General features: G+C 52.8%; 14 protein-coding genes. 3 read left to right on the forward strand and 11 right to left on the reverse strand.

Features of this window, described 5'->3' with window-relative positions:
* The first annotated feature begins 31 nt into the window (after positions 1 to 31).
* Positions 32 to 985, forward strand: a complete 954-nt coding sequence (gene gluQRS, locus H6A25_RS06290) for a tRNA glutamyl-Q(34) synthetase GluQRS (protein WP_204751125.1) — start codon at positions 32 to 34, stop codon at positions 983 to 985.
* 41 nt (positions 986 to 1,026) lie between these two features.
* On the opposite strand, the gene H6A25_RS06295 is transcribed toward gluQRS, so the two are convergent.
* The 6 genes from H6A25_RS06295 to H6A25_RS06320 all read right to left on the reverse strand — a co-directional run bounded on the left by H6A25_RS06295 (position 1,027) and on the right by H6A25_RS06320 (position 4,720).
* Entirely contained in the window at positions 1,027 to 1,257 is a 231-nt protein-coding gene (locus H6A25_RS06295) for a hypothetical protein (RefSeq protein WP_204751126.1), read from the reverse strand.
* A gap of 309 nt (positions 1,258 to 1,566) precedes the next feature.
* Entirely contained in the window at positions 1,567 to 2,346 is a 780-nt protein-coding gene (locus H6A25_RS06300; protein ID WP_204751127.1) for a hypothetical protein, read from the reverse strand.
* Positions 2,340 to 3,038, reverse strand: a complete 699-nt coding sequence (locus tag H6A25_RS06305; protein ID WP_204751128.1) for an ABC transporter ATP-binding protein — start codon at positions 3,036 to 3,038, stop codon at positions 2,340 to 2,342. The genes H6A25_RS06300 and H6A25_RS06305 overlap by 7 nt, the downstream gene beginning before the upstream one ends.
* Entirely contained in the window at positions 3,035 to 3,406 is a 372-nt protein-coding gene (locus tag H6A25_RS06310; RefSeq protein ID WP_204751129.1) for a GntR family transcriptional regulator, read from the reverse strand. Before H6A25_RS06310 ends, H6A25_RS06305 begins: the two co-directional genes overlap by 4 nt.
* A 140-nt stretch (positions 3,407 to 3,546) precedes the next feature.
* Positions 3,547 to 4,203, reverse strand: coding sequence for a DUF1638 domain-containing protein (locus tag H6A25_RS06315; protein WP_204751130.1), 657 nt, complete (start codon positions 4,201 to 4,203; stop codon positions 3,547 to 3,549).
* Between the two features lie 103 nt (positions 4,204 to 4,306).
* Positions 4,307 to 4,720 (reverse strand): hypothetical protein, encoded by a 414-nt coding sequence (locus tag H6A25_RS06320; RefSeq protein ID WP_204751131.1) that lies wholly within the window; start codon positions 4,718 to 4,720, stop codon positions 4,307 to 4,309.
* Between the two features lie 256 nt (positions 4,721 to 4,976).
* On the opposite strand from H6A25_RS06320, the gene H6A25_RS06325 reads away from it, so the two are divergent.
* Positions 4,977 to 6,359 carry an MATE family efflux transporter gene (locus H6A25_RS06325; protein WP_204751132.1) on the forward strand — a complete coding sequence of 461 codons (1,383 nt, stop codon included), beginning with the start codon at positions 4,977 to 4,979 and terminating at the stop codon, positions 6,357 to 6,359.
* Positions 6,360 to 6,432: 73 nt separating this feature from the next.
* On the opposite strand, the gene H6A25_RS06330 is transcribed toward H6A25_RS06325, so the two are convergent.
* The 4 genes from H6A25_RS06330 to H6A25_RS06345 all read right to left on the reverse strand — a co-directional run bounded on the left by H6A25_RS06330 (position 6,433) and on the right by H6A25_RS06345 (position 12,176).
* Positions 6,433 to 9,228, reverse strand: coding sequence for an ABC transporter ATP-binding protein/permease (locus H6A25_RS06330; protein ID WP_204751133.1), 2,796 nt, complete (start codon positions 9,226 to 9,228; stop codon positions 6,433 to 6,435).
* Positions 9,229 to 9,450: 222 nt separating this feature from the next.
* Positions 9,451 to 10,125 carry a fructose-bisphosphatase class III gene (locus H6A25_RS06335; RefSeq protein WP_204751134.1) on the reverse strand — a complete coding sequence of 225 codons (675 nt, stop codon included), beginning with the start codon at positions 10,123 to 10,125 and terminating at the stop codon, positions 9,451 to 9,453.
* A 259-nt stretch (positions 10,126 to 10,384) separates the two neighbouring features.
* On the reverse strand, positions 10,385 to 11,734 hold the full coding sequence (locus H6A25_RS06340) for an MATE family efflux transporter (protein WP_243423267.1): 1,350 nt from the start codon (positions 11,732 to 11,734) through the stop codon (positions 10,385 to 10,387).
* A complete protein-coding gene (locus H6A25_RS06345) occupies positions 11,715 to 12,176 on the reverse strand; it encodes a MarR family winged helix-turn-helix transcriptional regulator (protein WP_204751136.1) in 462 nt (153 codons plus the stop codon). Before H6A25_RS06345 ends, H6A25_RS06340 begins: the two co-directional genes overlap by 20 nt.
* A gap of 258 nt (positions 12,177 to 12,434) precedes the next feature.
* Between H6A25_RS06345 and H6A25_RS06350 the strand changes: the two genes are divergently transcribed.
* Positions 12,435 to 13,070: a hypothetical protein gene (locus H6A25_RS06350; protein ID WP_204751137.1), complete on the forward strand. Its 636-nt coding sequence runs from the start codon at positions 12,435 to 12,437 to the stop codon at positions 13,068 to 13,070.
* Positions 13,071 to 13,131: 61 nt separating this feature from the next.
* Here H6A25_RS06350 and rpsI read toward each other — a convergent pair whose 3' ends face one another.
* Positions 13,132 to 13,536 carry a 30S ribosomal protein S9 gene (gene rpsI / locus H6A25_RS06355; protein ID WP_118426130.1) on the reverse strand — a complete coding sequence of 135 codons (405 nt, stop codon included), beginning with the start codon at positions 13,534 to 13,536 and terminating at the stop codon, positions 13,132 to 13,134.
* Positions 13,537 to 13,539: the final 3 nt, after the last annotated feature.

Below are 13,539 nucleotides of genomic sequence, written 5' to 3' on the forward strand. Positions count from 1 at the left end.
AAATATTTGAAAAAAGGAAGGAGAATGGGCGATGGAATCCATCAAAGGGCGGTTTGCCCCCAGCCCTACAGGGCGGATGCATCTGGGCAATGCCTTTTGCGCCCTTTTGGCCTGGCTTTCGGCCCGCAGCCAGGGAGGAAGCCTTTTGCTGCGCATGGAGGATCTGGATCCCCAGCGCAGCCGGGAAAGCTATGCCCGCTTGCTGATGGAAGACCTTCGGTGGCTGGGGCTGGATTGGGATGAAGGCGCCGGCGTTTCTGGAGAGCAGGAGGAATTGTACTGGCAGAGCCGCCGGAAAGAGGAATATGAAAAAGCTTTGGCCATGCTGAAGCAGCAGGAGCTGCTGTATCCCTGTTTTTGCACCCGGGCAGAGCTGCACGCCGCAGAAGCCCCCCATGCCTCCGATGGACAGGTGATTTACAGTGGCCGCTGCCGGGGACTGACGCCGCAGGAGCGGCAGGCAAAGGAAAAACACCGCCGGCCGGCCATTCGCATTGCCGTGCCGGAAGAAGTGATCTCCTTCACCGATGGATGCCGGGGCGTATACGCAGAGAACCTGGCCCGGGACTGTGGAGATTTTATCCTGCGGCGCTCCGATGGGGTCTTTGCCTATCAGTTGGCGGTAACCTGGGATGATGGAGTGATGGGAGTGAGTCAGGTGGTGCGGGGCAGCGACCTTCTTTCCTCCACCCCACGGCAGATCTGGCTTCAGCGTTTGTGGGGGTTTCCTCAGCCCCAGTATTATCATGTGCCCCTGCTTCTGGCCCCGGATGGCCGCCGTCTGTCCAAACGGGATGGAGATCTGGATCTGGGAGCTTTGCGCAGCCGGATCGGACCGGAAGAGCTGATAGGAAAACTGGCCTTTTGGGCAGGGATTTTGCCCAAAGAAGAAGCGGTCGCCCCCCGGGAGCTTACTTCTTTGTTTGGCTGGGAAAAAGTGAGAAAACAGGATATTTTGCTGGATGGGTCCATGTTGGATTTTTAAAAGGAAAAAAGCCGCCTGCAGGGGCGGCTTTTTTCATAAGGCTATTGCAAGGCCAGGATCAGCCGCTGCCGGTGGCGGGAGCAGCGCATGGCCAGGCACAGATGACGGTTGAGTTTGCGGCACAGAGAAAGCAGGCGGCGGCTTCGGAAACTGTCTGGCGCAGGAAGGCCGGGCAGCAGCCAAAGGTTCCCCCATAGCTGATAGAGCCGGATGAGCCCATGGTGCCACAGGGTGAGCAGTCGATAAGCGAACAGTTGGAGAGTGTGTTTCATTGCAGGAGTCCTCTTTCTTGTGGTTTCCGTAAGTGATGCGATCCCGATGCTCCTATTATACATAGGATATATGGAGGAAGGTGTCGAATTTTCGGGAGAAAAAAAGATTTTCTATTTTTGTTGCCGAAGAGGGAGGAAGAGGGAAGAAAAAGAAAAAAGAAGCGCTGTTTTGAAAAAACAGACGCTTCTTTTGTGCTTTTTTGGCTGCGGGGCGCGGTACAGCCGCCTGCGCCCGCCCGTTGGCAGCGCCCCCCGCAAAGGATATGGTATCACAGAGACATGGTCGGAAACCGTCGCAGCAGGGCGTTTTTATTCCAGATTGAGCTTGCGGGACAAAATGTAATTTGTGATGGCGAAAAAGCCTGCCAGGAAAAACAGTTCCACCACGATGCTCAGCAGCAGAGCCACATTCAATGCCCATCTGCTGGACATGGGGAAGACCCACTGCACAGCCAGGTTCCCCAGCACACCCATCAGGATCTGCACCAGGAAGTTCAGGGCCAGGAAGGCGCCGAAGGAGGTGAGCAGCCGCTTGTTGGCGTTCAGCTGCCCCAGGGCCATGCTGGCATAGAGCATCATGGTGAAGGCCAGTATGCCGAGGGCAGCGAACAGGAAAAACTCTCCACAGGCTGTGAGGATCTGGGCGTTCAGGCTGCCCCGGCGGATGAGGGTGACGATGGCCTTGAAAAAGTCTCCCAGCATCCCCTTTTCATAGGCCAGGATGACAAAGGCCAGGATGGCGGCAATGCTGCTGAAAATGTACCAAACCAGAGAGGTGAGGGATTTGCACAAGATGTGCTGCCAGGGCCGTACCGGCAAGGTCATGGACAGATACCCTTCTTCGCCCAGCAGGTTTTTGTAAAACCGCTGGAGAGAGACCACCAGAGTGAGGATGCATACCGCCATAAGCAAGAAGCCGAACAAAGAGGAGATCACCACCTGGAAGAGACTCAGAAAGAAGGAATTGGAGAAGTCCTTGTTGAAGACAAAGAGCCGGGTAAGGAAAGAGGTGATCAGCAGGGCGCCATAGACGGGCAGAAAGGTGCGCCCTGTGGACTTAAATTCGTATTTCAGCAGTTTATTTAGCATTTGTATACCTCCCGGAACAAAGCGTCCACAGATTTTCCGTTTTTCTCCCGGATCTCGTCCACCGAGGACACCAGGGCCACCCGGCCCTCGGCCAGGAAGATCACATCGTCCAGCACTTTTTCGATGTCGGCGATCAGATGGGTAGAAAGGACGATGCTGGCCTGTTCGTCGTAATTTGTAATGATGGTATTGAGAATGTAATCCCGGGCCGCCGGGTCCACGCCGCCGATGGGTTCATCCAGCAGATAAAGCTGGGCTTTGCGGCTCATCACCAAAATCAACTGCACCTTTTCTTTTGTGCCCTTGGACAAAGCCTTCAGCCGTTGTCTTTCGTCGATATCCAGACGGCGGAGCATATCCCGGGCCCGGCTGGCGTCAAAATTCTGATAGAAATCGGAAAAATAGCTGATGATATCCGATACCCGCATCCAGTCGTTGAGATAATTTTTGTCCGGCAGATAGGATACCGCCAGATGGCTTTCCACTCCCGGACGCTTGCCGCATACCAATATTTCGCCGGCGGTGGGGGTCAAAAGACCGTTGGCCAGCTTGATCAAAGTACTCTTTCCGCTGCCATTGGGCCCCAGAAGCCCTACGATCCGGCCAGGGGAAATGGTCAGGTCCACATTGGACAGCGCCGGTTTTCTGCCATAGGATTTGGTCAGATTGCGGCATTCCAGTAAAGCGTTCATCGTTTTTCTCCCTCCACATGAATTTGTAGTTGCTCCAAAGCCTGCTGGGGGGTGAATCCCAAACCGGTCATGCTTTGGATGAAATTTTCCAAAATACCTTGGCACAGCTGTTGTCGAAGGCGCTGAATGACTTCGTCATCCTCGGTGACAAAGCGGCCCGCTGTGCGCTGGGTGAAAAGCAGCCCGTCGGTCTCCAGCTCAGCCAGGGCTTTCTGCATGGTATTGGGGTTGACCGCCGCCTGGGCCGCCAGGTCCCGTACGGAGGGCAGCTTGCTGCCTGGGGGATAGGCTCCGGAAAGAATCAGCCGCTTTATCTGCTCCACCAGCTGGGCATAGATGGGGCGGTCGCTGTCAAATTGCCAGGCCATAGGCTTACACTCCTTTTTGTATCATTGTATTAAGAACATAGTACAATAATACAGTTGACCGTTTGCTTTGTCAAGAGGGAATTTTCAAAAAAAGAAAAAGCCACCCGAAGGCGGCTGAAGGAGCGTTTCCTGACAGATGCTCAGAGGAAATCCTCCCAGGACAGAGAGTGTTCTGGTTCCACGACCAGGAATTGTTCATCCCACCGGCCGGACACCAGCTTTTCCAATATGCGGACGCTGCCCGGGACATGGCGTACAGCGCATTGGGTCAGAGCAGCATCCCGCTGCACCTGGCGCAGATGGGCGGGGGAATAGCTGTCATAGGTTCCGGTGTCGATGATATCGATATGGGTAAACCAATCAAACCAGTGGTGGAAAAGCGCCCGGCCCTGGGATTCTCCATGGCTTTGGCAAAGGCGTTTTTCCATACTTTCAAGGGAAATATTTCCGGCATCCGGTTCCCGGAAATAAAAATGGCCCTTTTGTTTTAAGTTGGAGGCCTTTCGGTCATCGGTGTGAAGCAGCAGGGTAATGCAGTCATCCACACAGGGAATCACAATACGCTGTCGGGCCGTGAGATCCCCCCAGGAGCCGCCGCAAAAGCCCATGGCCACCAAAACGGTGTCCACCGACTGATCCAGTGAGTCCAGCGTCTTTTGAATCTGACGGCGCATTTCTTTGGGATCTGCATGGTATTTTCTGTCCAGCCAGATCATCGGATGGCTGGTGTGCATTCTTTCCTGGGCGGCCTCCACATCTTTGGTCAGAGAAGAGCAGGCCAGCAAAACAGCTTTCAAGAAAAGCCCTCCTTTGCGAAAGAAAAGACCGCCGGAGAAAGTCCGGCGGTCTCCAGGGGAAGTGTAGCACCGGGAGGAAGGCGTGTCAAGGGAGAGGGGAAGATCAAAAAGCGATGGTGGTATCCGGGGTGTGTGGATTGGAGAGCACATCCATGGGCAGACGGTCCAGCCAATCCTCTCCCCATTTTTTCCGGGTCTCCAGCACCAGTTCGGTTCCCACAGAGGTGAGCTGCCGGCGGGTTTTGTCCGGGCTGGCGGTCATGGAGGGAGCCGCGCCGGAATAATAACCGCCGCAGGAGCGGGGCGAGCGGCCATAGCGCTGGGCAAACACCGAAATATCCGCTGCCGTCACGCTGCCGCCCTGGCGGTAGACTTCCTCCAGAATGGCGGCCCGGCGCACTTCTCCCACCGTTGCGGTGATCGGCTCATTTTGCTCTTCCCGTTCCAATGCCTGGATCAATCCGTTCACCTGCGCCTGGATCTCTTTCAACTGATGCAGAATTTCTTGCTGTGTCATGGTCTATTCTCCTTTTGAATTTCGTAAATTGAATCGTTCTTCGAAAACTATCATGAAAGAATTGTACCACAAGAAAGTTCGTAAGTCAATATCGTAATACGAAATGATTAACGAGAGCCCGCGGCAGGGATGGATGAGAAACTTGACGAAAAACTTGCAATGTTTTTATAATAGAATTAAATAAAAAAACGAAAGGAGAGGTGCTTTGTGGCAAGGAAAAGACAAAGCAAAGAGCGTCTCGGGAAGGAGGGGCGCTATGACTGAGGAAAAATGGAATTTGCGAGGGTATCTGGGAGACAGGGATTTTTATAAGAATGTGGTGCGGATCGCCATTCCTGTTTCCTTGCAGCAGCTGATCACGGTGGGGATCAATCTGATGGATACCATCATGCTCAGCAGCATGGGAGATGCCCAGCTTTCGGCCTCGGCTCTGGCCGGGCAGTTTATCAATCTGTTTCAAATCTTCTGCATGGGCATCGGCATGGGAGCTTCTGTGCTCACTTCCCGGTTCTGGGGAATGCAGGACAAGGAGGGACTGCGGAAAGCCATTACCATCATGCTTCGCATCTGCCTGGCTTTTGCCGCTGTATTCACCCTGGCCACTCTGATCAGCCCTCAGATGGTCATGCGGATCTATACATCGGAAAAGGTGACAGTGGATTATGGTGTGCTCTATCTCCGCTGGCTGCTGCCCACTTATTTCTGTATGGGCCTGTCTTTGACCTGCACCATCGTGCTGCGCAGCGTCAGCCAGGTTCGTTTGCCGCTGTTCTGCTCGATTCTGGCCTTTTTTATCAACATCTTTTTCAACTGGGTGTTTATTTTCGGCCATCTGGGTGCGCCCCGGATGGAAATCGCCGGCGCAGCATTGGGAACGCTGATTTCCCGTGTGTTTGAGCTGGTGTTCATTTGCGGTTATTTCTTTTTCAGGGATCAGAAGATCGGCTACCGCGTGGGTCATTTGTTTATGAAGTGCCGGGATCTTCTGAGTGAATATCTGCGCATCAGTATTCCTGTGTTGATCAGTGATGGCTTGCTGGCCTTGGGCAACAATGCCGTCGCCATGATCACCGGACGGCTGGGCACGGCCTTTGTGGCGGCCAACTCGGTGACCACCGTGGTGCAGCAGCTCAGTTCGGTGCTGACGCAGGGTATTTCCAATGCCAGCGGCATCATCACCGGCCACACCATGGGCCGGGGAGAATATGACAAGGCGCAGAAACAGGGGTATACTTTCCTGGGGTTGGGATTTTTTGTGGGATGCCTGGCGGCAGTGGTGATTTTGCTGCTGCGCAGTCCTATCATCAATTATTATCAGGTGACGCCCCAGGCCAAAGAGATCGCCTGGAGCCTGATGGATGCCATCGGCTTCATCATCATTTTCCAGGCCATGAACTCCATTCTGACCAAAGGCGTGCTGCGGGCCGGAGGCGATACCAAGTTTTTGATGGTAGGGGACATCCTCTTTCTGTGGGTGGCTTCCATCCCCTTGGGGTATCTGGCCGGCATGGTGCTCCATTGGTCCCCCTTCTGGATCTATACCATGCTGAAAGTCGATCAGATCATCAAATGCATTTGGTGTGTCTTCCGGCTGCGGAGTCGAAAATGGATCAAGGTCATTCATGGCACCAAAGGTTGAGAGATCATTTCTTTTGCAAAAAGCCCTTTTGCAGCTTTTGCTGCAAAAGGGCTTTTCTTGTGGGAAGAAGCTGTTATTCGGTGCGCAAAGCGGCCACAGGGTCTTTTTTCGCCGCATTTTTAGCGGGGAGCAAGCCGCCCAGCATGGTGATCAGGATACTGAGCAGAACCAGAAGACCACCGTAGGTCATGGGCAGGGATACCGTCAGTGCGGAGGCATCCAGCAGGCTTTGCAGAATGGCGTTGATGGGGATGGTGAGCAAGATGGAAACCACAACCCCCAGCACTCCGGCCAGACAGCCGATAATGAAGGTCTCGGCATTGAATACCTGAGAGATATTCCCTTTGGAAGCGCCCATGGCCCGGAGAATACCGATTTCCTTGGTGCGTTCCAGAACGGAAATGTGGGTGATAATGCCGATCATGATGCAGGACACCACCAGGGATACCGCTACAAAGGCGATGAGTACATAGGAAATGATGTCCACGATGGAAGTGAGGGACTGGGTCATCAGCTCTACATAGTCGGTATAGGTGATCTGATTTTCTTCGCTGGCCTCTTTGTTATAGTCGGCGATGCATTGGGATACCGACTCTTTGTCCTCAAAACTGTCGGTGTAGATGCTGATGGTGGAAGGGGCGTCATAGCTCACCTTTCCGAAGCTTTCCATATTTTCTTCATAAGAGGCTCCGGCGATATATCCATCGTAGATGGACAGCAGAATGTCCGGATCCGGCGAGCCAGACAGCCACAGATCCATGGCCTGGGCCAGAGCAGCCTCATCGGCGCTTCCCATGGAGGAGCCCATGGCGCCGCCTTGGGAAAGCTGACTGGGATCGCCGGAAAAATTCATTGCTGTTTTATTTTGGGACAGATAATACTGGATCATCTGGAACATAGCGGCCTTGTCCGATACGCCCATAGCGGAAAGATAGGCTTTGGCATCCTCCACCTTTTCTTCCTGGCTGGGGGCTTCAAACTCCATGCCGTTGAGCACATTGACATCCGGTGTCTGTTCCTGGGCCGTCACCACAGCACTGGCATTGGTGTGCTGGATCACATAATCGGTCAACTGGGCGGTGTAGGCCACAGGCGTGGAAATGGTGGCGTTGGCGGCATCTTTTTTCGGGCGTATCACACCGGAAATGGTGAGGGGAAGCCCGCTTTCCACCAGCTGTTCCTGCTGGGGAGCTCCATCGGCTGTATAGGAAAAGGTACCGTCAGGTTTTTGTGTATAGCGGTCGGAGGCGGGAACCAGGTAAAAAAGATGTCCGCAGATGGTCTCATAATCCCAGGTGAGGGAATCGGCTTCCGAACCGCCGGCGATCTGTTCCTGGATCTGCTGATATTGCTGGGCCGAAATCAGCCCCAGCTGGTACAGGGAAGAGGTGGGGAGGGAGTTGTTTTCATCCAGCACCAGAACCACCTGATTGTATTCTTCCGGCCAGGAACCATAGAGCAGGTCATAGCTGTCGGTGACTACCTGGCTGATGGCTTGCTCATCGGTGCCGGCCATCAGCTGGGAAAAGTTTTTCGCCTGAGAGGAAGCCACGCCACCCATCATCATGGGCATGGATTCCATTCCGGTGGGCATGGAACCAAAACCGTTTTTTTCGCTGCCGGAAATCTCTTCCGGATCGGCATTGGTGTTCACCAAAACCCCATCGGGATCATAAGAATACACATCGAAGTTCACATCGTAGGAATAAACCACGCCGTTTTCGCCCAGATAGGAGCGGATGGGACTGTCCGGGTCATCCAGGTAGCTTTTGAAGGCGGTGAGATTGTTTTCAATCACGCTGGAAGCAATGGTTTCACTGACCTGGATATCGGTATAGTCGGCGTGAACACCTTCCTCCGGGCTGGTCTGCTCCTGGTCTTTTTTTGTCATTCCCAGTCCCATCATGCTGTTCATCATGCCGGTCATGTCCAATGTTTCTGCGCTGATGGTGATGGGGTAGGAGGTCATGGTTTCTTTTTGAATATCGGCAATATAATTGTTTACCCCAGAGGACAGAGCCAGGATCAGGGCGATGCCGATGATGCCGATGGAGCCGGCAAAAGCGGTGAGAAGAGTCCGGCCCTTTTTGGTACGCAGATTGTTGAAGCTGAGGGAAAGGGATGTGGGAAAAGACATTTTGGCCCGGCCCATATTCCGGTGCTCTGCTTGCAGCTGTTTTTCTTTTTCCGGATCGAAGGGATCGGAATCATGGGTGATTTTGCCGTCCCGCAATTTGACGATACGGGTGGAATATTCCTCGGCCAGTTCCGGGTTGTGGGTCACCATCACCACCAGACGGTCTTTGGCAACTTCCCGCAAAAGGTCCATGATCTGGATACTGGTTTCGCTGTCCAGGGCGCCAGTGGGCTCGTCGGCCAGCAGAATGTCCGGATCATTGACCAGGGCCCGGGCGATGGCCACCCGCTGCATCTGGCCGCCGGACATCTGATTGGGGCGTTTGTGCATCTGATCCCCCAGCCCCACTTGCTCCAATGCCTTTTTGGCCCGCTGGCGGCGTTGATTCCGGGAAATACCGGAAATGGTCAGCGCCAGTTCCACATTGGAAAGCACCGATTGATGGGGAATGAGGTGATAACTTTGGAACACGAAGCCAATGGTGTGGTTCCGGTAGGAATCCCAGTCACGGTCTTTGTATTGCTTGGTAGAGATGCCATTGATGATCAGATCGCCGGTGTCGTAACGGTCCAGCCCTCCAATGATATTCAGCAGGGTGGTTTTTCCCGAACCGCTGGGGCCCAGGATGGAGACAAATTCATTGTCCCGCAGATTCAGGCTTACATCCCGCAGCGCGTGCTGCACCAGCTCACCGGTTTTGTATTGCTTGGATATGTGTTTTATTTGAAGCATAGATGGCTCCTTTCGTTGTGATGATGCGCCGCCCTTGCCGGAATGTGCCGGAACAGGGGGGCGAAAACGCCCCGAAAAACCATGGTTTTTCAGGGCGGTGACAGCGGACGAAAAGCAGGCCGTGCAGGAGTTGCTGCATCAGAAGCTCTGCCGGATTTATTGCACTTTACCTTGGCACAAATGTCCATACTGTTTTCATACTGTCAGCGGCAGAAAAATGGGTTACTGGGATGACTCATTTTCTATGGGGCCTACATAAAACGCAGCCATGTCATCCAGGCGCAGGCAAGCCAATCGCCGGAGCGGCTCGTTACGGTTTCCGCAGCCGCAGTCGATGTCCAATACACCATTTCCCTGCCAGATGGAGAAGGCAGAGCCTGGAGAAGAGGAAAGAAAAACGGTTGGAGTGTGGCCCACGATGCACAGTGTGTCTGGATCAGGGCTTGTGGCGTTTGGATCCACTCGGCCCCAGATGCGCGTTTCCCGGTCCGGACCGGGGCAGCCGTGGACCAGGTGAAAGTTTTGTCCATTTACCGCAATGTCCAGGTGATCCGGAAGCCCAGCGAGAAAATGCAGAATCGCATGCCGCTGTCTGGGAGTGCGGCGGTAGAGCAAAGTGCGGTAGGTGCCCATGCCGCCGTTTTGCCGCCATAGTTCCCGGGCCCCTATTTCCTGATGCAGGCCCAAGGTGCTCAGGCACATTTGCTCATGGTTTCCCAGCAGCATGGTGATGTTGGCAGATGTCATGATCTGCTCCAGAAGTTCCACCCCATGGGGACCTCGATCGATCACATCTCCCAGAATGTATAAATGGTCCTGGGAGGAAAATTGGATTTTTTCCAGCATCTTTTCAAAAAGATCCCTTTCTCCGTGAAGATCGGACATACAGTAAGTCACACACATCACCTCTTTGGGTATGAAAAAGTGGGAATAGAAAAATCCCTGCCATGTTATGGGGCAAGGATTTATATGCGGCGGAAAAAAGGAGAGCGTATGTTTTCCCCTCTCTATTATACTATCAGACAGGATTCATGCAAGAGCAATGGGTTTTTTGGATGGTTTGCTTTGGGATCTTTGCTGCACCGGACACGGGATAGGGCAACTGCATGACAGATGGAGATGGAAATTGTCGCCATCATGGGGCGCGAGGGGGAATTTATGCTTTTGCCTTGCTGCGCGATGCGCGGTTCAGGTAAATGTAAAATCCCACATTCAGCAGGATACCCACCGCCGTAGAGGCCGGAGCGGCAAGACCGATTTTGGTCAGGCTGGCCTGGGGCTGGATGCTCATCACATAGGCCAGAGGCAGGCGGACCAGGAGGGTTTGAACCAATCCCTGAACCATAACCCAGACGGTTTTTTGGTTGCCGTTAAAATAACCGATCATGCTGAACAGCACAGCGGTCACAATGGTTTCCGGCGCAAAGCCTTTCAAATAGTCAAAGCCTTTTTGGATCACGGCACCGTCGGTGGAAAAGAAGCCGGCCAGCACATCGCCCTTCAGCATCACCAGGGTAAAGACCACACAGCCAAACCCAAGTCCCACGCCGATGCCGGTAAACATGGAGCGTTTTGCCCGTTTGTCATTGCCGGCCCCCACATTCTGAGAAACAAAGGAGGCCATGGATTGCATCAATGCACTGGGAACCAGCATGGCAAAATTGACGATCTTGCTGGCAACGCCATAGCCGGAAGAGGCCTCCAGTCCCAGGCGGTTGACAAAGGCGCAAAGGGCCAGGAAGGAAAGTTGGGTCAAACATTCCTGAAGAGCCAGGGGCAGTCCGATCTCAAGAAATTTCCGGCACTGTGGATTGAGCCGAAAATCTTTTTTGGTAAGAGTGAAAGGAAGATCCTTTTTGAAAAGCATCACCATAGCGCAGACAACGCTGATGGCTTGGGCAAAGACGGTGGCAAGAGCTGCGCCTGCTGCATCCATACGGAATACGGCCACCAGCAAAAGATCTCCGATAATATTGACCACACAGGCAACCAGGACAAACAGCAGCGGCGATCTGCTGTTGCCCAACCCACGGAAAATGGCGGAGAGAAGATTGTATGCCACAATGAAGAAAATGCCCATACCGCAGATGCGTACATAGCTTATAGTAAGATCCAGGGATTCTTTGGGCGCTTGCATCAATAAAGAGATCGGCTTTGCAAAGCAGACCAGGATGATGCACAGCCCCACGGAGATGAAGGCAAAGACCACAGCGGAGCCACCCAGAACGGGAGGAATTTTCTCCGGCTTTTTTTCACCCAGATATTGGGCGATCAAAACGGTGATGCCCATGGCCAGCTGTGTCACCACAAAGGTGACCAGATTCAGAACCTGGCTTCCGGTGGAGACGGCAGAAAGCCCGGAGGTGGAACCGAATCGGCCCACAACAAGCAAGTCCACAGCTCCATAAGCGGCCTGGAGAATCAGTGCGCCCAGGATGGGAACCATAAACCAGAACAGCTTTTTTATGATGCTGCCTTGGGTAAAATCAGCTTTGTCCTTCGTCAATGGAAATTCTCCTTTCGCACATGACCTGATAAAATCGCTCAATGGTTTGGATGGTGCAGCGGGCATCCTCCTGGGAGATATGGCTGAGAAGAGGGGCCAGTTGGTTGAAATAGTGTTCGTTGTATTTTTGTGAAAGCTGTTTTCCGGCCGGCGTAATGGAAATGTAAGTGATCCGGCCATCGTTTGCAGAGGGGTGCTTGCAGAGGTAACCCTTGTCCTCCATCTCCTTTACGGTCCGCGTCACGCCGGGGCGGGGAATGTGCAGCGCTTCGCTGATATCGGATATCTTTACCTGGGAACCTTGTTTTTCCAGACATTCGATGATATCCAGATAGTGAATATAGGAAGGGGTGACTCCCTCCGGCAAGGGGGGCAGTAAATCCCGGATTCGTTTTGCCTGATAGCAGGCATCAAACATTGCCTTGATTGTTTTGATATCCATTTGGCTTCCTCCATATAGTTACCTTTGGTAATTATATGGGCATTCCAACGGATTGTCAAGCAGGATTTGAAATATATTTCAAGGGGCGCAGAGCAAACAGGAGCATTGGGACCGTGCTTCAGAACCTACCTTGAACAAGGAAAGGCGCTGTTTGAATCAGAAAATCGTTCTTGAGTGTATGGACAGGATACCATATAATAAATAACAAAATTGCCAGATGAACCAGGGCGTTCTTCTGGAAGAAAGTGTGGCCACAGGATGAAAGAAATTCGTCTGGAACAGTTTGATTCGGCTCAGGATATGATTTTGTTTTTCAATGATTTGGTGAATGTGAAGGCTTCGCCTGGCTTCTTTTGGGGAAAAGATGAAGTGGATTTTTGGGCGCAGGAAATGAAAAAGGAAAGTATCCGGATTTTTCAATATGATTATTTGCGGCCATTCAATGATGGACTTGCAGAGGGAGAAGAGGATCTGGAATTGAGCCAACAGCGAAAAGACTTTCTCAATCAAAGGGGAAAGCGGAAAATAGAAAATAGAAAAATCGCAGAATCGGTGTTGATGTTTCTCAATCCCTTGTTTACAGAACTTCAGATGGCCTCCCAAAACACATGGATAGATCTGGTGAGCAAAAGCGGGATTTTTATTGGAACTTTCACTTTTGAAAAATTCCACAAAATCCTCCTGTCCCAATGGGGAGAGAATATAGGAACTATTTATGTGTTTCCCTGGCGCAGAAGTGAATTTTTCTCAGCTCCCTTTGGAATGGAAACTTTTTTGAAGATGGATATCAGCCCAGAATGCAGAGAGGATTTTCGAAGAAGAGAGAGGGATATGCTGGCCGAAGCGGCAAAGAAGTGTCAGGTTTTGATTGAAATACCAAAGCATCCGCAGTAAATACAAAAAGAAAACCCCGAAGCCACAGGGCTTCGGGGTTTTGAACACTTTTTGAAACAAATTAGCGCTTGGAGAACTGAGGAGCGCGACGGGCAGCCTTCAGGCCGTACTTCTTGCGTTCCTTCATTCTGGGGTCGCGGGTGAGGAAGCCGGCCTTCTTCAGCAGGGGACGGTATTCCTCGTTGGCCTGCAGCAGAGCGCGGGCCACGCCAAAGCGGATAGCGCCGGCCTGGCCGGTGAAGCCGCCGCCCTGAACCTTTACATCCAGGTCGAACTGGCCGGTGACACCCACCAGCTCCAGGGGCTGCTTGACGATGGTCTTCAGAGTGTCCAGACCAAAGTAGTTGTCAAACTCCCGATTGTTGATGGTGATCTGGCCGCTGCCGCCGGGAATCAGACGGACGCGGGCGACAGAGCTCTTTCTTCTGCCGGTGCCATAGAAATAAGCTTTTTTCGGTGTATACATCTT

The sequence above is a fragment of the Intestinimonas butyriciproducens genome, assembly GCF_016901775.1.
In the GTDB taxonomy this organism is placed as follows: Bacteria; Bacillota; Clostridia; order Oscillospirales; family Butyricicoccaceae; genus Pseudobutyricicoccus.

Excerpts from the sequence above, each read along its gene's own strand:
- gluQRS (WP_204751125.1), top strand. The coding sequence starts at position 32 with ATGGAATCCATCAAAGGGCGGTTTGCCCCCAGCCCTACAGGGCGGATG.
- H6A25_RS06295 (WP_204751126.1), bottom strand. The coding sequence starts at position 1,257 with ATGAAACACACTCTCCAACTGTTCGCTTATCGACTGCTCACCCTGTGG.
- H6A25_RS06300 (WP_204751127.1), bottom strand. The coding sequence starts at position 2,346 with ATGCTAAATAAACTGCTGAAATACGAATTTAAGTCCACAGGGCGCACC.
- H6A25_RS06305 (WP_204751128.1), bottom strand. The coding sequence starts at position 3,038 with ATGAACGCTTTACTGGAATGCCGCAATCTGACCAAATCCTATGGCAGA.
- H6A25_RS06310 (WP_204751129.1), bottom strand. The coding sequence starts at position 3,406 with ATGGCCTGGCAATTTGACAGCGACCGCCCCATCTATGCCCAGCTGGTG.
- H6A25_RS06320 (WP_204751131.1), bottom strand. The coding sequence starts at position 4,720 with ATGACACAGCAAGAAATTCTGCATCAGTTGAAAGAGATCCAGGCGCAG.
- H6A25_RS06325 (WP_204751132.1), top strand. The coding sequence starts at position 4,977 with ATGACTGAGGAAAAATGGAATTTGCGAGGGTATCTGGGAGACAGGGAT.
- H6A25_RS06330 (WP_204751133.1), bottom strand. The coding sequence starts at position 9,228 with ATGCTTCAAATAAAACACATATCCAAGCAATACAAAACCGGTGAGCTG.
- H6A25_RS06345 (WP_204751136.1), bottom strand. The coding sequence starts at position 12,176 with ATGGATATCAAAACAATCAAGGCAATGTTTGATGCCTGCTATCAGGCA.
- H6A25_RS06350 (WP_204751137.1), top strand. The coding sequence starts at position 12,435 with ATGAAAGAAATTCGTCTGGAACAGTTTGATTCGGCTCAGGATATGATT.
- rpsI (WP_118426130.1), bottom strand. The coding sequence starts at position 13,536 with ATGTATACACCGAAAAAAGCTTATTTCTATGGCACCGGCAGAAGAAAG.